Annotated in this window: 15 protein-coding genes; 7 read left to right on the forward strand and 8 right to left on the reverse strand. The window is 68.1% G+C overall.

What is annotated here, in order from left to right; genetic code table 11:
- The first annotated feature begins 94 nt into the window (after positions 1–94).
- The gene (locus tag ACWGRX_RS22995) at positions 95–994 is read left to right on the forward strand and encodes a nickel/cobalt efflux transporter (protein ID WP_452119462.1); all 900 of its coding nucleotides are present in this window, start codon (positions 95–97) and stop codon (positions 992–994) included.
- Here the strand turns inward: ACWGRX_RS22995 and ACWGRX_RS23000 are convergent.
- From ACWGRX_RS23000 to ACWGRX_RS23035, 8 genes are all read right to left on the reverse strand, one after another.
- Positions 975–1,838, reverse strand: a complete 864-nt coding sequence (locus ACWGRX_RS23000) for a GNAT family N-acetyltransferase (protein ID WP_452119463.1) — start codon at positions 1,836–1,838, stop codon at positions 975–977. The two genes, ACWGRX_RS22995 and ACWGRX_RS23000, sit on opposite strands and share 20 nt — an antisense overlap.
- A complete protein-coding gene (locus ACWGRX_RS23005) occupies positions 1,835–2,356 on the reverse strand; it encodes a hypothetical protein (protein ID WP_452119464.1) in 522 nt (173 codons plus the stop codon). Before ACWGRX_RS23005 ends, ACWGRX_RS23000 begins: the two co-directional genes overlap by 4 nt.
- Before the next feature lie 12 nt (positions 2,357–2,368).
- A complete protein-coding gene (locus ACWGRX_RS23010) occupies positions 2,369–3,298 on the reverse strand; it encodes a nucleoside hydrolase (RefSeq protein WP_452119465.1) in 930 nt (309 codons plus the stop codon).
- A 5-nt stretch (positions 3,299–3,303) separates the two neighbouring features.
- Positions 3,304–4,065: an ATP-binding cassette domain-containing protein gene (locus tag ACWGRX_RS23015; protein WP_291636127.1), complete on the reverse strand. Its 762-nt coding sequence runs from the start codon at positions 4,063–4,065 to the stop codon at positions 3,304–3,306.
- Positions 4,066–4,204: 139 nt separating this feature from the next.
- Positions 4,205–5,146 carry a sugar ABC transporter substrate-binding protein gene (locus tag ACWGRX_RS23020; protein WP_452119466.1) on the reverse strand — a complete coding sequence of 314 codons (942 nt, stop codon included), beginning with the start codon at positions 5,144–5,146 and terminating at the stop codon, positions 4,205–4,207.
- Positions 5,147–5,216: 70 nt separating this feature from the next.
- Positions 5,217–6,164, reverse strand: a complete 948-nt coding sequence (locus tag ACWGRX_RS23025; RefSeq protein ID WP_452119467.1) for an ABC transporter permease — start codon at positions 6,162–6,164, stop codon at positions 5,217–5,219.
- A gap of 8 nt (positions 6,165–6,172) precedes the next feature.
- Positions 6,173–6,952, reverse strand: a complete 780-nt coding sequence (locus ACWGRX_RS23030) for an SDR family NAD(P)-dependent oxidoreductase (RefSeq protein WP_452119468.1) — start codon at positions 6,950–6,952, stop codon at positions 6,173–6,175.
- A 171-nt stretch (positions 6,953–7,123) separates the two neighbouring features.
- Positions 7,124–8,617 (reverse strand): xylulokinase, encoded by a 1,494-nt coding sequence (locus ACWGRX_RS23035; protein WP_452119469.1) that lies wholly within the window; start codon positions 8,615–8,617, stop codon positions 7,124–7,126.
- Positions 8,618–8,851: 234 nt separating this feature from the next.
- Between ACWGRX_RS23035 and ACWGRX_RS23040 the strand changes: the two genes are divergently transcribed.
- The 6 genes from ACWGRX_RS23040 to ACWGRX_RS23065 all read left to right on the forward strand — a co-directional run bounded on the left by ACWGRX_RS23040 (position 8,852) and on the right by ACWGRX_RS23065 (position 16,055).
- Entirely contained in the window at positions 8,852–9,766 is a 915-nt protein-coding gene (locus ACWGRX_RS23040) for a LysR family transcriptional regulator (protein WP_291646403.1), read from the forward strand.
- A 232-nt stretch (positions 9,767–9,998) separates the two neighbouring features.
- Entirely contained in the window at positions 9,999–10,469 is a 471-nt protein-coding gene (locus tag ACWGRX_RS23045; RefSeq protein ID WP_291646402.1) for an NAD(P)H-dependent oxidoreductase subunit E, read from the forward strand.
- A complete protein-coding gene (locus ACWGRX_RS23050) occupies positions 10,466–12,037 on the forward strand; it encodes a formate dehydrogenase beta subunit (protein ID WP_452119470.1) in 1,572 nt (523 codons plus the stop codon). Before ACWGRX_RS23045 ends, ACWGRX_RS23050 begins: the two co-directional genes overlap by 4 nt.
- Before the next feature lie 10 nt (positions 12,038–12,047).
- The gene (gene fdhF / locus ACWGRX_RS23055; protein ID WP_452119471.1) at positions 12,048–14,930 is read left to right on the forward strand and encodes a formate dehydrogenase subunit alpha; all 2,883 of its coding nucleotides are present in this window, start codon (positions 12,048–12,050) and stop codon (positions 14,928–14,930) included.
- Between the two features lie 46 nt (positions 14,931–14,976).
- Positions 14,977–15,759: a formate dehydrogenase accessory sulfurtransferase FdhD gene (gene fdhD / locus ACWGRX_RS23060; RefSeq protein ID WP_452119472.1), complete on the forward strand. Its 783-nt coding sequence runs from the start codon at positions 14,977–14,979 to the stop codon at positions 15,757–15,759.
- Positions 15,756–16,055: a formate dehydrogenase subunit delta gene (locus ACWGRX_RS23065; protein WP_452119473.1), complete on the forward strand. Its 300-nt coding sequence runs from the start codon at positions 15,756–15,758 to the stop codon at positions 16,053–16,055. The genes fdhD and ACWGRX_RS23065 overlap by 4 nt, the downstream gene beginning before the upstream one ends.
- Positions 16,056–16,178 lie beyond the last annotated feature (123 nt).

A 16,178-nucleotide genomic window follows, 5' to 3' on the forward strand; every position in this document is an offset into this window, starting at 1 on the left:
CGGGCGAGGACGAGACGGGCGCCCCCGACCAGCGCCGGCAGATGCCGGACGGCACGGCAGCGTTCGATCCGTTCCGGATCCGGAGCACGAGCGCGTGCCTAGCTTCACCGAACTGCTCGCACAGGGTGCGGGCCATGCCTGGCTGTTCATTCCAAGCGCGATCCTGCTCGGCGCGCTGCACGGGCTCGAGCCCGGCCATTCCAAGACGATGATGGCGGCCTTCATCGTCGCGGTGCGGGGCTCCGTCCCGCAAGCGGTCCTGCTCGGCCTCGCCGCGACGCTTTCGCATACGCTGGTGGTCTGGGCGGTGGCCCTGACCGGCCTTTATCTGGCGCGCGATCTCGACGCCGAGGCGACGGAGCCCTGGTTCCAGCTCGCCTCCGGCCTGATCATCATCGCGATCGCGCTCTGGATGATCTGGCGGACATGGGCGGAGCAGGCAGCGTTGCGGACGGCCGGGCACGGGCATACCCATGGTCATGGCCATTCGCACGGTCATTCCCATCGGCACTCCCACGGACATTCGCATGGGAACGGCCACGCGCATCGCCATGACGGCGAGGACGCGCCGATGGATGCCCATCAGCGTGCCCATGCCGAGGACATCCGGCGCCGTTTCTCGGGCCGGCCGGTGACGACCTGGCAGATCGCGCTGTTCGGGCTGACCGGCGGCCTGATCCCCTGCCCCGCCGCGATCACCGTGCTGCTGATCTGCATGCAGCTGCGCGAGATCACGCTCGGCGCCGTGCTGGTGCTGTGCTTCTCGATCGGCCTGGCGCTGACCCTGGTCTCGGTCGGCGTCGTCGCCTCGCTCAGCCTGCGCGCGGCCGAGAAGCGATCGCGCTGGCTGTCGACCCTCGCGGCACGAGCGCCCTATGTCTCGGGCGTCCTGATCGTGCTCGTCGGCCTCTACACCCTGCATCACGGCTGGAGCGGGCTACGGGCGCAGGCGACGCGTCCCGTGGCGATGGTGGTCAGCCCAGCGCCTGGTTGACCAGGGAGAAAAGCCTCGCCGGACCGCGGGCGACCGGTGGCTGGCCATGTGCCATGACAAGACCGGACGCGACCTGCGGCAGGCCGCGCTCGGCGAGCCAGCCACCGAGGCCCGTCGGCGCAGGCACGTCGACGCGAATGAACTCGCCCGGCCGGGCCGCCAGGCCATGAGCGATCAGGCAGCGCGCCGCCCGATCGTCGATGGCGACGACGGGACCGATCAGCCAGCCGAGCCCGTGGCGGCGAAGGACGGAGAAGCCCGCGACGACGCCGTGCCGTTCCAGGACATGGGCCTCGCCGCGATCGAGCAGGGCCGCGAGAACCGAGGCGCGCGGCAGGCCCGTCGCGGCCTCGTCGAGCCCGGCCAGAACCGGAAGATCGGCTTCGGTCGCAAGGCGCAGAGTTTCGCCCGGTTCTAAAGGAAGAGCTGCGATGGCCGGTGCCGATCCCTGATGCTGCAGGACCGTACCGGCTGGCACGAAGCCGTATTTCGCATAGAGCGGCCGGCCCTCCTCTGTCGCGATCAGGCCGCGCGAACGGCCGCTCGTGGCCTCGAGCAGCCCCTGCATCAGCAGCTTGCCAATGCCCACGCCCTGGCGCTCGGGCGCGACGATGATGCTGCCGAGCGAAGCGTGGCCTAAGCCGAACGCCCACCACATCGCGGTGCCGACGAGCTCGCCTTCGGCGATGGCGGCGAGCCCCTGGCCGAGGCCGAGCACCAGCGCCCAATCCTCGCGCCGATGCGCCCAGCCGACCGCCACCGACAGGCTGTGGCAGGCGTCGAGATCATCCGGCGCCAGCGCACGCAGATGGACCCCGCCAGCAACGCTCGGCACAGCACTCATCGGCAGAAATCGGCGCAGCCGGCCTCCCAGAACGGCGCCCCTTCCGCCAGCGCCGGCACCGAGGGGCGCGGCTTGGCGCCGGGCAGATCGGCCGGGACCGGTACGACCAGCTCCCACCAGCGATGGGCGCATTGCGAGCGGAAGGCCATCTGCTCGCTGATCGAGGTGCCCTCGCGGGCGAGCGCGGCGTCGAGCGCCTCGCAGCTCCGGCGCAGCGCCGCGTCATGGGCGTCGCTGGGATCATTGGCATAGACGTGGAAGGCTTCGGTGAAGGCTTCCATCTCGCGGGCGATATGCGGCCACTCGCTGCGGCCGAGATTCCAGGCATCCATCCATTCGCGCACCACGGTCTCGACGGCCTCTGCCTTCGGCTTGGTGGCGACCTTGCGGGCCGTGGTCAGCATGTGCCGCATCAGCTCGGCGCGGGCATGGATATGACGGGCGGCGAGGGCGGCGCTCTGCATGGCCGCGACGGCGCGCTGCGCCTCCTGCTGCAGATCCTCGACGAAATGGGGCATGGTCTTCTCCGGTCAGGGCAGAGTCGCGAGGCGGGCAAACATCCGCTCGAACAGCGCCTCGGCCTGCACGGTCGCGACGACATGGGCGTTGGGCTCGCGCTTGAGGCGGCCGTTCCAGTCGATGGTGGTGCGCCCGCGCAGCGGCCCGTCGGCGGTCTCGACCTCGACATGACAGTCGCGGCCGGAGAACAGCTCGGGCCAGAGCAGAAAGGCGATGACGCAGGGATCGTGCATGGGGTGGCCAACCGTGCCGAGCCCGCCGGGGCGCGGCCGGGTCAGCATGCCGTGCACGACGCGGCCGGCCGCGTTGCCGTGTTCGAGCAGGCGCGCGACCTGCCCGCGCGCGGCGATCGCCTGAAGCGTCACGCCGAGGCCCATCATCACGATAGGTCGGCCGCAGCCGAAGACGATCGCCGCCGCATGCGGGTCGACATGGATGTTGAACTCGGCCGCCGGAGTGACGTTGCCGAGCGCCAGCGCCCCGCCCATCAGGACGATGCGCTTCACTTTCGGCAGCACGTCCGGCGCCAGCCGGAATACGAGCGCGAGATTGGTCAGCGGCCCGAGCGGACAGAGCGTGACGCCGTCATCCGGAGCCGCCCGCAGGATCGCGATCAACGCCTCGACGGCGTGGCCGGGCGCAACCTCGCCACGCGGCGGCGGCAGATCGGCACCGGCGAGCCCGTCCGACCCGCAGACGAACTCCGCCGTCGAAAGCGGATAGACCAACGGCACATCGGCGCCGCGATGGACGGGGATATCCTCGCGCCCGCCGAGCTCGCGGATACGCAGCGCATTGGCGGTGGTCTGTGCCACCGGGACATTGCCGGCGACGGTGGTGATCGCCCTGAGATCGAGTTCGGCGGCGCTGGCGAAGGCGAGCAGCAGGGCGACGGCGTCGTCCTGGCCGGGATCGGTGTCGATGATGATGGTTTCGCGCATGGTGTTCAGGCGGCGCGGGCGTTGCCGGCCATGATCATGTGACTGAGATCGTCGGCGGTGAGACCGCCGAGCGGCTGATCGACATATTTTCGGCCGGCGCCCATGATCACCACGCGGTCGGCGAGCGCGACGACATCGCGCATATTGTGGCTGATCAGCAATACCGTCTTGCCGTCGGCCTTGAGCTTGCGGATCAGATCGAGGACGAGCGCCGTCTCCTTGACGCCGAGCGCCGCCGTGGGCTCGTCCATGATGATGATCTCGGCCTTCCAGCGCAGGGCGCGCGAGATCGCGACCGCCTGGCGCTGGCCGCCGGAAAGCCGTTCGACCGGCCGGTCCATGTCCTCGACCGCGACCGAGAGCTGCTTGAGGAAGCCGCGTGCCTCATCGGCCATCTTCTTCTTGTCGAGCACGCGCAGGAAGGGCAGCAGCACGGGCTTGGTCAGCTCCGAGCCCATGAAGACGTTCTGGGCGATGGAGAGACGCGGGGCGAGCGCGAGATCCTGGTAGATCGTCGCAACGCCATGGCTGAGCGCATCATGCGGCGAGGCGAAGACGACCTGCTTGCCACGCATAGAGATCGTGCCCGCCGTCGCCTCCTCGGCCCCGGAAATGACCTTGATCAGGCTCGATTTGCCGGCGCCGTTGTCGCCGCAGATCGCGACGACCTCGCCGGGGTGGATGTCGAGATCGACCTCGCGCACCGCCACGACCGGGCCGTAGCTCTTGCCGATGCCGCGCAGGGACAGGAGGGGGGTGGCGGTCATCGCAAATGGCTCCGAAAGCTCCGTCCGTCATGCTCGCCCTTGTGGCGAGCATCCACGTCTTGAACACCGCATCGGACGAACGAAGACGTGGATGGTCGGGACAAGCCCGACCATGACGATGAGAGGTTCGCCCTTATCTTCACTTCAGGAACTGCTGGACGTTGTTCTTGTCGACCAGCACGGCGTCGGTGAAGAGATAGGGACCGGAGGTGATGGTCTCCTTCGGCTTTTTGTCGACGACGATGGTCTGGACCGCGTCGACTGCCTGCTTGCCCATCTCCTCGAAGGGGATCGAGACGGTGGCCATGAAGGTCGAGTTCGGATCGGCGATGCGGGCATAGGTCTCCTTGCCGCCATCGACCGAGACCAGCGGGATCTGGCCCTTCTTCACGCCCTGCGCCTGCAGCAGGTCGTCGATGATATAGGCCTGGCCGTCGAAGGAGGCCCAGATGCCGTTGATCTTGCCCTGGTTCTGCAGGAGCAGCGCCTGCATGCCGGCGCGGACATCGTCGCGCCAGCTCTGGGTGCGGGCCATCGAGAACTTGCCGAGCTCCTTCACCGCCTGGTTCTCGGAGAGCACGGCGTCGAGCAGCTTGCCGCGGATCCGCGAGGCGACGTTGAGGTCGAAGCGGGCCGAGACGATGTTGCCCTGGTAGCCGAGCTGGCCAAGCAGGTAGAGCGCGGCCTCGGCACCGACCTTGTACTCATTGGTCTGGATGTCGAAGAGCGCATGCGGGCTCGCGCCGGACTGCACGGTGATGACCGGGATCTTGGCGTCCTTGGCCGCCTTGAACTGTGCGTCGGCCTCGACCGGCTTGCCCATGGCGATGATGATCGCGTCGACCTTCTTGGCGATCAGCGCGTCGAACTGCTCGGCATGCCTGGGCAGCGCGCCCTCGGAATTCAGCAGCGTGACGTTCCAGCCCTTGGCCTTGGCCGCGGCGGCCGCCGCATTGGCGACGCGGGCATGGGTCTCCGAGGTGAACTGGAAGCCGATGACGCCGAGCTCGAAAGCCTGTGCGCCCTGCCCCAGACCGACAACGGCAGCGGCCGCCAGCATGAGCGATTTCATTGTCTTCATTGTCTTTCCCCTCCGACTTCCGTTTCTCCCCGGCCCTCATCCTGAGGAGCGACGAGATGACAGCCAAACCTCAGACCTTGAATGCCGCCTTTTTCATCGCGCTGGCCGAGAAGGCGACCGAGCCGATGATGATCAGGCCGAGAACGATGTCCTGAACGTAATAGGGCTGGCCGAGCAGCACCAAGCCGTTGCCGAGCACCTTGAGCACCAGCGCCGCGAAGACCGTGCCCGGCACGTTCGGCTTGCCGGGCTCGAACATGGTCATGCCGAGCAGCACGGCGGCGATCGCGTAGAGCAGGTAGTCGCCGGCCATGTTGGGCGCCGCCGAGGACAGGTTGGCGGCGAGCAGGACGGCGGTGATGCTGGCCAGGACGCCGGCAAGCAGGAGGCCGATGCGCTTCATCCGCGCGGTGGCGATGCCGGCGAGCCGCGCCGCCTCGTCGGCCTCGCCGGTCGCGACCATATGGGCGCCGGTGCGGGTCCATTTGACCAGCCCCCAGGCGAAGAGCGTGACGCCGGCGAGCCAGAGCACGAGATTGGGAATATCGAAGGTATAGCCGCGGGCCAGCCCGGTGAAGCCGGTCGGCCAACGCCCGACGAAGGCGACGCCCTGGGTGATCATGAAGGCGAAGCCCTTGGCGATCGCCGCCGTGCCGAGCGTCATGATCAGCGAAGGGATGCGCAGCACGGTGACGCCATAGCCGTTGACCGAGCCGAGCACGACGCCGACGGCAAGCGCCGCCGCGACCGCGACCAGCGGCGGATACTGCAACTGCACCAGCCAGCCGCAGACCACGGCAGCGAGGCTCGCCATCTCCGAGATCGAGAGATCGAGTTCGGCGACGGTGAAGGCGAGAGCGAAGCCGAGCGCCAGGATGGCGAGGAAGCTGGTATCCTTCAGCACGTTGACGATGTTCATCGTCGTCGCGAAATTCGGCGCGAAGGCGACGAAGAAGACGATCAGCAGGAGGCCGGCCAGCGCCGTGCCGTAGCGGCCGATGAAGTCGCGCATGCTCATGCCGGCCATCATGCCGGTCCCTTGGCGATCGCCGAGATCGGCGAGAGGATTTCGATCCCGCCGGTAACCGGGATCAGCGCGCCGGTGACGAAGGCGGCAGCCGGCGAGAGCAGGAAGGCGATGACGCCGGCGACATCCTCCGGCCGGCCGAGCCGGCCGAGCGGGGTACGTTGCGCGGCGCCCTCGACCAGGGCGTCGAACTGGCTCGCAAAGCCGCCGCGGACCATCGGCGTGTCGATGATGCCGGGCGCGACCGCATTCACCCGAATGCCGTGCCGGCCGAGCTGCTGGGCCATGCCGTAGGTCAACGTCGCGACACCGCCCTTGGCCGCGCCATAGGCGAGGTTCGCGCCGCCATTGCTATGAGCGATCGAGGAGATGTGGACGATGGCGCCGCCCTCACCCTGTGCGATCAGCTGCTTCGCGGCGGCCTTGGAGACACGGAAGGCGGCCGAGAGGTTGATGTCGACGAACTTGTCCCATTCCTCGTCCTCCATCTCGACCATCGGCACCGGGCGCGAGGCCCCTGCCCCGGTGACGAGATTGTCGAGACGGCCGAAGCGCGATACGGCAAGCTCGACCAGCGCCTTGCCGAGCTCGCGATCGCGGGCATCGCCGGCGAGCCCCACGGCCTCGCCGCCATTCGCCTCGATGCCCGCCGTCATTTCAGCGAGCGGACCGGCCTCGAGCCCGGACAGGACGAGCCGATGGCCGGGCGCCAGGGCCCTGGCGAGCGCGCCGCCGATACCGCCAGATGCGCCGGTGATCAGAGTGACGGGCCGTGCCATCAGGCGAAGCTGGGCCGGAGGCAGATACGGGAGGGAACAGGCTTCACGGGATCGGGCGGCGGCATGCGGGAACTCGGAGGTCTGGATGCCCGTCGGTAAGGCGCAAAGCCGGGCGCGGCAACCCCAATCGCAATCGCCCGGTGGAGATCGCGATTGCCCCGGAGCGGGACTTCAGGGCCGGCCGCCATCCCAGGACCAGGTGGCGAGCTCCTGCGAGATCGGCCCGAGCGCCTGCTCGCTGCGGCGATAGAGGGCGAAGAGCGCGTCATAACCCTGCTTGCGGGAGAGGTCGGGCTCGAAACGGGAGGCCGTCGCGACCAGCGCTTCCTGCGCCTCCGCCAACGAAGCGAAGAAGCCGAGCCCGGTGAAGGCGATGATGGCGGCGCCGAGCAGGCCGGGCTCCGGCGACGCGCCGACGACGACCGGCCGGCCGCAGATATCGGCCTTGATCTGGCTCCAGACCGGATTCGCCGCGCCCCCGCCGCCGAAGCGGATCTCGGTGACGGGCCTTCCCGTCGCAGCTTCGGCACCCTCGAGCACTATCCGGTTGAGGAAGGCGACGCCTTCCAGCACCGCAAAGGCGAGATCGGTGGCACCGTGCCGGCGATTCAAGCCGATGAAGGCGCCGCGCAGCGACGGATCCCAATAGGGCACGCGCTCGCCCTGGAGATAGGGCAGGAAGAGCACCGGCTGCCCCTGGCGCGCCCCCGAAAGCAGCGCATCGATCTCGGCGCCGATTGCCGCGCCGTCGCGCCCGAGCAAAGCGAGCAGCCAGGAGACGGTGTCGGCACCGGTCTGGCTGGGGCCGCCGAGCTGAAACAGCCCGCGCCAGTCGACGGTGAGGAGCCCTTGCGCCTGCGCCGGCTCCGGCCCGAGCATGCCCAGAACCTCGGTGGTGCCGGAGATGTTGTAGGCATAGCCGTCACGCATCGCGCCGAGGCCGACCACCGCCGCCCAGGTGTCATTGGAGGCGCAGAACACAGGCGCGCCCGCCAACCGGTCGAGAGGCGCCGGCAGGCCCGGCAGGACCGGAGCGACCTGCTCCCAGGGCTCGCGCAGCGACGGCAGGATCGTGGCCGGAAAGCCGGCGGCCGAGAGCAGGTCGCCGGCGGGGCCCGACGCTGTGCAGGCGTGCAGGCGTGCCATGGAGACAGGATCGCTCACCAAAACGCCGGTCAGGCGGAAGTTCAGATAGTCCTTGGGCTCGAGCACGGTCGCGAGGTCACGGACCGTCTCCGGCTCGGCTTCGCGCAGCCAGGCCAGCCGCGCCAGCGGGTGGAAGGCATTGATCGCGGCATGTTCGGCATGAGCCGGGTCGAGCCGCGCGCGCAGGCGGGCGGCCGCGGCTTCGGCGCGCGTATCCTTCCAGGTCATCGCCGGGCGCAACGGCCTGCCGCCCTGCCCGAGGATGATCTGGGTCCGGGTGACGCCGCAGATCGCGACGGCCTCGATGGCGGCGAAGAGCTCGGGCGCCTTTCGGTCGAGCCCGGCGCAGGCCTCGATCAGCAGGCGCCACCAGGCATCGGCATCGATCTCGGACGCGCCGGCCACATCGAGGCTTGCCGGCCCCGGAACGGCGCTCTGGGCGCAAAGCCGCCCGCTCCCGTCGACGAGCGCGGCGCGGAAGGAGGTGCCGCCGAGATCGCAGGCGAGGACGACGCTCACGCTCGGCGCTCGGCAGCGAGGAAGACCGGGAGCGCGGCTGATGCCGGGGCGGGACAGGCGCTCGCGGACAGGCGCGGACGAGGTAAAGCCATGCAGATCAAGCCGTGCGGACCGAGACGGGACTGGACCCTGCCGGCTCTAGCGCTTGCCAAGCCGGGCGGCTACCGAAATGCTCATGCCCAAGAAATACTCGCCGAAGAAACGCTCGCGCCGAGACTGGGGCAGAACCGCCGCATGATCATCCGCCAACTGGTCTATCTCGACGCGCTCGCCCGCGAGAAGCATTTCCGCCGTGCCGCCGAGGCATGTCATGTCTCGCAGCCGACCCTGTCAGCCGCTATCGCCCAGCTCGAGGAGGAGCTCGGCATCCTGATCGTCGAGCGCGGCCGGCGCTTCCAGGGGCTGACCAAGGAGGGCGAGGTCGTGCTCGCCCATGCGCGCCGCATCCTCGCCGAGGCCGACCAGATGAAGGACGCGATCGCGGAGCTGCGCGAGGGCGTCAGCGGCCGGATCAGACTCGGCGCCGTCCCCACCGCCCTGCCGATGATCGCCCACATCACCGCGCCGTTCTCGACGCGCTATCCCGGCGCCGCGCTGACCGTGCTGTCGCTGACCTCGACCGAGATTCAGAACGGAATCGACAATTTCGAGCTCGATGTCGGCCTGACCTATCTCGACAACGAGCCGCTGGAACGTGTCGTCTCCAAACCGATTTACCAGGAATCATACGTCCTGCTGACCCGCGAGGACGGGCCGCTCGGAGGGCGCGAGACGATCAGCTGGGCCGAAGCCGCCGCGCTGAAGCTCTGCCTGCTGACCTCGGACATGCAGAACCGGCGGATCATCGACGGCATTTTCCGTTCGGTTGGCCATGCCCCGAAGCCGGCGATCGAGACCAATTCGATCTTCAACCTGTGCTCGCATGCCGGCATCCAGGGCGTTTCCAGCATCGTCTCGATCCAGCTCCTGGAGTTCTTCGGCGTGCCGCTCGGCACCAAGGCGCTGCCGCTCACCGCGCCCGACGCCAAGCGCACGATCGGCCTGATCATGGCCGATCGTCAGCCCGCGGCGCCGCTCGCGCGCAACCTGCTGATGATGTCCGACACGGTGGCCGATGCGGCGCTGCCGCGGCGCCCCATCGTGAAATAGCCACAGACTATCGAAACAGCCGAAGGAAACGGCACCTCCCCCGGCCAGCCAAACGATAAGCAAAGGCTATCGGCGATTTTTCTGCGACCCGGCGGATCGGGAACGCGCCCCGCCCCCTTTTTTAATAGCTGGAATCTATCGATCAGTCAGAACAAACGATTTGAAATCATCCTAAACTTCGTCACCCTCTCCAGAAATTCGAAAGTCGCGAAACGGCTTCCTTGGAGGGACGATGGCCCAATACCCAGCCTGGGATCAGGACGAGGCGCGCTCGCTCATTGCCGGCCTCGCGCATCTCGAAGGTGCGACCCTGCCGATCCTGCACGCCCTGCAAGAAGAATTCGGCTATGTCGATCCGCAGGCCGTGCCGCTGATCGCCGAGGCGCTCAACCAGTCGCGGGCCGATGTCCACGGCACCATCTCCTTCTACCACGATTTCCGCACGGCTCCGCCGCCGCGCCGCGTCGTCAAGCTCTGCCGGGCCGAGGCCTGCCAGGCTCTGGGCTGCGAGACGCTGGTCGAGGACCTCGCGCGCGAGCACGGCATCGTCGTCGACGGCCATGGCGGCGGCCACGATGCGGTGGTCGAAACCGTCTACTGCCTCGGCAATTGCGCACTCGGCCCCTCCGCCCTGAGCGACGGTGAGCTGATCGGCCGAGTCGATGCCGATCGCGTCGCCGCGTTGTGCGGAGGCCGGCAATGAGCGAGACGGTCCGGATCTACGTTCCGATCGACGCGGCAGCGCTCTCAGTCGGTGCCGAGTCGGTAGCCCGCGCCGTCGCGCAGGAGGCGCAGGCGCGCGGCCGCAATGTCGAGATCGTCCGGAACGGCTCGCGCGGCATGCTCTGGCTCGAGCCGCTGGTCGAGGTCGAGACGGCGAAAGGGCGCATCGCCTATGGTCCGGTCGCGGCGAAGGACGTCGCCGGACTGTTCGAGGCGGGTTTCGAGCGCGGCGAGGCGCATAAGCTGCGTCTCGGCCAGATCGAAGAGCTCGACTGGCTCAAGCGCCAGCAGCGCCTGACCTTCGAGCGCGTCGGCGTCACCGACCCGCTCTCGCTCGCCGATTATCGCAGGCTTGGCGGCCTGAAGGGGTTGGAAAAGGCACTCGCCTTGTCCAGCCAGAGCATCGTCGACGCGATCAAGGCATCGGGTCTGCGCGGGCGCGGCGGCGCCGGCTTCCCGACCGGAATCAAGTGGCAGACGGTCCACGACGCCAAGGCGGAGCAGAAATATATCGTCTGCAATGGCGATGAGGGCGACAGCGGCACCTTCGCCGACCGGATGCTGTTCGAGGGCGACCCTTTCCTGCTGATCGAGGGCATGACGATCGCCGCGATCGCGGCCGGCGCGACCAAGGGCTATCTCTATATCCGCTCGGAATATCCGCACGCGATCAGGACGATGCAGCAGGCCGTGCTGAAGGCACGCAATGCCGGCATTCTCGGCGCATCCGTGATGGGCTCGACCCGCCATTTCGACATGGAGGTGCGCGTCGGCGCCGGCGCCTATATCTGCGGCGAGGAGACCTCGCTGCTGGAAAGCCTCGAGGGCAGGCGCGCCATCGTCCGGGCGAAACCGCCGATCCCGGCCCTCCAGGGCCTGTTCGGCAAGCCGACCGTCGTCAACAATGTCCTTTCCTTCGCAGCCGTGCCCTGGATCCTCGACCATGGCGGCAAGGCCTATGCCGATTACGGCATGGGTCGCTCGCGCGGCACCTTGCCGGTCCAGCTCGGCGGCAACATCAAACGCGGCGGGCTGATCGAGCTCGCCTTCGGCATCTCGCTGCGCGCGATCATCGAGGAGATGGGCGGCGGCACGCTGTCGGGCCGGCCGATCCGGGCCGTGCAGGTCGGCGGGCCGCTCGGCGCCTATCTCACCGAAAAGCAGCTCGACACCCCGATGGACTACGAGGCGCTGGCCGGCATCGGCGCGATGCTCGGCCATGGCGGTATCGTCGTCTTCGACGACAGCGTCGACATGGCCAGGCAGGCCCGCTTCGCCTTCGCATTCTGCGCCAAGGAGAGCTGCGGCAAGTGCACGCCCTGCCGCATCGGCGCGACGCGCGGCGTCGAAATCGTCGACAAGATCATCGCCGGCCATGAGCGGCCGAAGAATCTCGCCGTACTGCGCGACCTCAACCGGCTGATGACCGACGCTTCGCTCTGCGCCATGGGCGGACTGACACCGATGCCGGTGATGAGCGCGCTGAACCATTTCTCCGAGGATTTCGACCGCCCGCCACCAGAGGCCCTGCCGCAGGCGGCCGAGTGAGGAGCTCACCATGAGCCTGATCAAGGAAATTGATTTCGGCACGCCGATCCGGATCGCCGAGAAGACGGTGACGCTGACGATCGATGGCGAGAGCGTCACGGTTCCGGCCGGCACTTCGGTGATGGCCGCGGCGATGAGCATGGGCACCGCCATTCCCAAGCTCTGCGCCACCGACTCGCTCGAGCCCTTTGGCTCTTGCCGGCTCTGCCTGGTCGAGATCGAGGGGCGGCGCGGCACGCCCGCCTCCTGCACGACTCCGGCCGAGGACGGCATGGTGGTGCGCACCCAGTCGGAGCGGCTGGCGGGCCTGCGCAAGGGCGTGATGGAGCTCTACATCTCCGACCATCCGCTCGACTGCCTGACCTGCTCGGCCAATGGCGACTGCGAGTTGCAGGACATGGCCGGCGCCGTCGGCCTGCGCGAAGTCCGCTATGGCTATGAAGGCGAGAACCATGTCCGGCCAACCGGCGCAGAAGGCTTGGCCAACGAGAACTGGCTGCCCAAGGACACCTCCAACCCGTATTTCACCTATGACCCCTCGAAATGCATCGTCTGCAATCGCTGCGTGCGGGCCTGCGCCGAGGTGCAGGGCACCTTCGCGCTGACGATCACCGGGCGCGGCTTCGATTCGCGCGTCGCCGCCGGGCCGACCGACTTTCTCGGCTCCGAATGCGTCTCCTGCGGCGCTTGCGTGCAGGCCTGCCCGACCGCGACGCTGATCGAGAACAAGGTGATCGAGTTCGGCCAGCCCGAGCATTCCAAGGTCACCACCTGCGCCTATTGCGGCGTCGGCTGCTCGTTCAAGGCCGAGATGCAGGGCGACCGCGTCGTGCGCATGGTGCCCTACAAGGACGGCAAGGCGAACGAAGGCCATAGCTGCGTCAAGGGCCGCTTCGCCTGGGGCTATGCCAACCACAAGGACCGCATCACCAGCCCGATGATCCGCGAGAAGATCACCGATCCCTGGCGCGAAGTGTCCTGGGAGGAGGCGATCAACCACGCCGCCAGCGAGTTCAAGCGCATCCAGGCCAAATATGGCCGCGAATCCGTCGGCGCGATCACCTCCTCGCGCTGCACCAATGAGGAGGTCTTCCTCGTCCAGAAGCTGGTGCGCGCCGCCTTCCGCAACAATAATGTCGATACCTGCGCCCGCGTCTGCCATTCGCCGACCGGCTACGGCCTCAAGACGACGCTCGGCACCTCGGCCGGCACGCAGGATTTCAAATCGGTCGCCAAGGCCGACGTGATCCTGGTGATCGGCGCCAATCCGACCGACGGCCACCCGGTCTTCGGCTCGCGGATGAAGAAGCGCCTGCGCGAGGGCGCCCGCCTGGTCGTCATCGATCCACGCCGGATCGACCTGGTGAAATCGCCGCATGTCAAGGCGGAGCATCACCTCCAGCTCAAGCCCGGCACCAATGTCGCGCTCGTCAACGCTCTCGCCCATGTGGTAGTCACCGAAGGGCTGATCGCCGAGGATTATGTCCGCGAGCGCTGCGATCTCGCCGATTTCGAGATCTGGGCCCGTTTCATCGCCGAAGAGCGCAATTCCCCGGAAGCGAGCGAGGCGTTTACCGGCGTGCCGGCAGCCGATGTCCGCGCCGCGGCGCGGCTCTACGCGACCGGCGGCAATGGCGCGATCTATTACGGGCTCGGCGTCACCGAGCACAGCCAGGGCTCGACCACGGTGATGGCCATGGCCAATCTCGCCATGGCGACCGGCAATATCGGGCGCGACGGCGTCGGCATCAATCCGCTGCGTGGCCAGAACAATGTCCAGGGCTCCTGCGACATGGGCTCCTTCCCGCACGAATTCTCGGGCTATCGCCATGTCGCCGACGACGCGACGCGGCAGAGCTTCGAGGCGCTGTGGGGCGTGCCGCTCGACGCCGAGCAGGGCCTGCGCATCACCAACATGCTCGACGAAGCCGTCGGCGGCAGCTTCAAGGGCCTCTATGTCCAGGGCGAGGACATCGCCCAGTCGGACCCCAATACCCAACACGTCACCGCCGGCCTCGCCTCGATGGAATGCGTGGTCATCCAGGACCTGTTCCTGAACGAGACCGCGAAATACGGCCATGTCTTCCTGCCGGGTTCCTCTTTCCTGGAAAAGGACGGCACCTTCACCAATGCCGAACGGCGCATCAACCGCGTCCGCCAGGTCATGGCGCCGCTCTCCGGCAAGGCCGAATGGCAGGTGACGATCGAGCTCGCCCGGGCGCTCGGCTACGAGATGGGCTATAGCCATCCCTCGCAGATCATGGACGAGATCGCGGCGCTGACGCCAAGCTTCGCCGGGGTCAGCTACGACACGCTCGAGGCGCTCGGCTCGGTGCAGTGGCCCTGCAACGAGAAGGCGCCGACCGGCACGCCGCTGATGCATGTCGACCGCTTCGTGCGCGGCAAGGGCAAGTTCATGATCACGGAATACGTGCCGACGCAGGAGCGCACCGGCCCGCGCTATCCGCTGATCCTGACCACCGGACGCATCCTCTCGCAATATAATGTCGGCGCGCAGACCAGGCGCACCGAAAACCAGGCCTGGCATGCCGAGGACGTGCTGGAGATCCACCCCTTCGACGCCGAAAGCCGCGGCATCAAGGATGGCGACCTCGTCGCCCTCGCCAGCCGCTCCGGCGACATCTCGCTGCGCGCCGAAATTTCCGAGCGCATGCAGCCGGGCGTGGTCTACACCACCTTCCACCACGCCGCGACCGGCGCCAACGTCATCACCACCGACTATTCGGACTGGGCGACCAACTGCCCGGAATACAAGGTGACGGCGGTCGAGGTGCGAAGGACGAACTATTATTCGCAGTGGCAGGAGCGCAACCGCGACGAGGACGTCTCGCTGCGCCTGATCGCGGGACGCTTGCCCGATGCCGCGGAATAGCCCGCCTGCCCAGCCGCCGGCGAGCGTCGCAACGCCGGCATCAACATTGCGTTTCGCCTCCGGACGGGCGGAGGCCGCGAGCGCCGAAGTCGCGGTCGAGGCGGCGGTCAACATCGTCTACGGCAACCTCCCCTATGCCGTGATGATGGCGACGCCGTCGGATCTCGAGGATTTCGTCGTCGGCTTCAGCCTGACGGAAGGCATTATCCGCAGCAGCGACGAGATAAGGAACATCGCGGTCCGCCCCCAGGCCAACGGCATCGTGGTCACCGTGGCGCTGGCCCCCGGCCGCTTCCGCGAGCATCTGGCGCGGCGGCGCAATCTCTCGGGTCGTACCTCCTGCGGCCTCTGCGGCGTCGAGGCGCTCGCCGACCTGCCGACAGCGGAAGCGCGTAGCGGCACCGCAGCGGCGATCACGCCGGTGGCGATCGCCGCTGCGCTGTCCGCACTCGAGCGCCATCAGCCGCTGCACCGACTGACCCGCTCGGTGCATGCCGCCGCCTGGTGCGACCGCGACGGGACGATCCTGGCGGCGCGCGAGGATGTCGGCCGGCACAACGCGCTCGACAAGCTGATCGGTGCGCGGCTGCGGGCGGGCCAGCCGGTCAATGACGGCTTCGTGCTGGTCACCAGCCGCGCCTCCTTCGAGATGGTCGAGAAGGCCGCGATCTTCGGCGCAGGGACGCTGGTCACGATTTCGGCTCCGACCTCGCTGGCGATAGAGCGAGCCAAGGTGCTTGGACTGACCCTGGTCTGCGTCGCCCGCGAGGACAGCGCACGCATCTTCGCCGGCGCGCTGGCCAACCCTGTGGAGGCCGAGGCGCCATGACCGAGATCCTTGTGACAGAGATTGTTGTGACCGAGATTCCTGCAGCCGCGGCGGAGGCCCATGCCCAGCCGAGCGATCCCCTCGCCAAACTCGCGCGCATGGCCAACCAGATCGCCGAGTTCTTCCAGGCCTATCCGGAAGCCGAGGCGGTCGAGGCGATCGCCGACCACATCAACCAGTTCTGGACCCGGCGCATGCGCGAGGACTTCCGCGCCGGCTTCGCCGAGGACGACCCCGCCCTGTCGCCGCTGGTGCGGCAGGCGCGCGAGAAGGTCAGGGCCTCGCCACCGGGCTAGCGCTCGCAAGCCGGCCCGCAGCCCGCCCCCTATCCTGCCGGAAAAGCCTCGCCTTACCTAGCGTCCCGTCCTGCGTGACGGCCTACCCGGCCATGATCAAACGCGGCTACAACTCTGCCGCGC

Source organism: Allobosea sp. NPDC055594 (assembly GCF_053618995.1).

Bases quoted from the DNA above. Each gene is read 5' to 3' on its own strand.
- ACWGRX_RS23000 (WP_452119463.1), bottom strand. From the start codon at position 1,838: ATGAGTGCTGTGCCGAGCGTTGCTGGCGGGGTCCATCTGCGTGCGCTG.
- ACWGRX_RS23005 (WP_452119464.1), bottom strand. From the start codon at position 2,356: ATGCCCCATTTCGTCGAGGATCTGCAGCAGGAGGCGCAGCGCGCCGTC.
- ACWGRX_RS23010 (WP_452119465.1), bottom strand. From the start codon at position 3,298: ATGCGCGAAACCATCATCATCGACACCGATCCCGGCCAGGACGACGCC.
- ACWGRX_RS23015 (WP_291636127.1), bottom strand. From the start codon at position 4,065: ATGACCGCCACCCCCCTCCTGTCCCTGCGCGGCATCGGCAAGAGCTAC.
- ACWGRX_RS23020 (WP_452119466.1), bottom strand. From the start codon at position 5,146: ATGAAGACAATGAAATCGCTCATGCTGGCGGCCGCTGCCGTTGTCGGT.
- ACWGRX_RS23025 (WP_452119467.1), bottom strand. From the start codon at position 6,164: ATGAGCATGCGCGACTTCATCGGCCGCTACGGCACGGCGCTGGCCGGC.
- ACWGRX_RS23030 (WP_452119468.1), bottom strand. From the start codon at position 6,952: ATGGCACGGCCCGTCACTCTGATCACCGGCGCATCTGGCGGTATCGGC.
- ACWGRX_RS23040 (WP_291646403.1), top strand. From the start codon at position 8,852: ATGATCATCCGCCAACTGGTCTATCTCGACGCGCTCGCCCGCGAGAAG.
- ACWGRX_RS23045 (WP_291646402.1), top strand. From the start codon at position 9,999: ATGGCCCAATACCCAGCCTGGGATCAGGACGAGGCGCGCTCGCTCATT.
- ACWGRX_RS23050 (WP_452119470.1), top strand. From the start codon at position 10,466: ATGAGCGAGACGGTCCGGATCTACGTTCCGATCGACGCGGCAGCGCTC.
- fdhF (WP_452119471.1), top strand. From the start codon at position 12,048: ATGAGCCTGATCAAGGAAATTGATTTCGGCACGCCGATCCGGATCGCC.
- ACWGRX_RS23065 (WP_452119473.1), top strand. From the start codon at position 15,756: ATGACCGAGATCCTTGTGACAGAGATTGTTGTGACCGAGATTCCTGCA.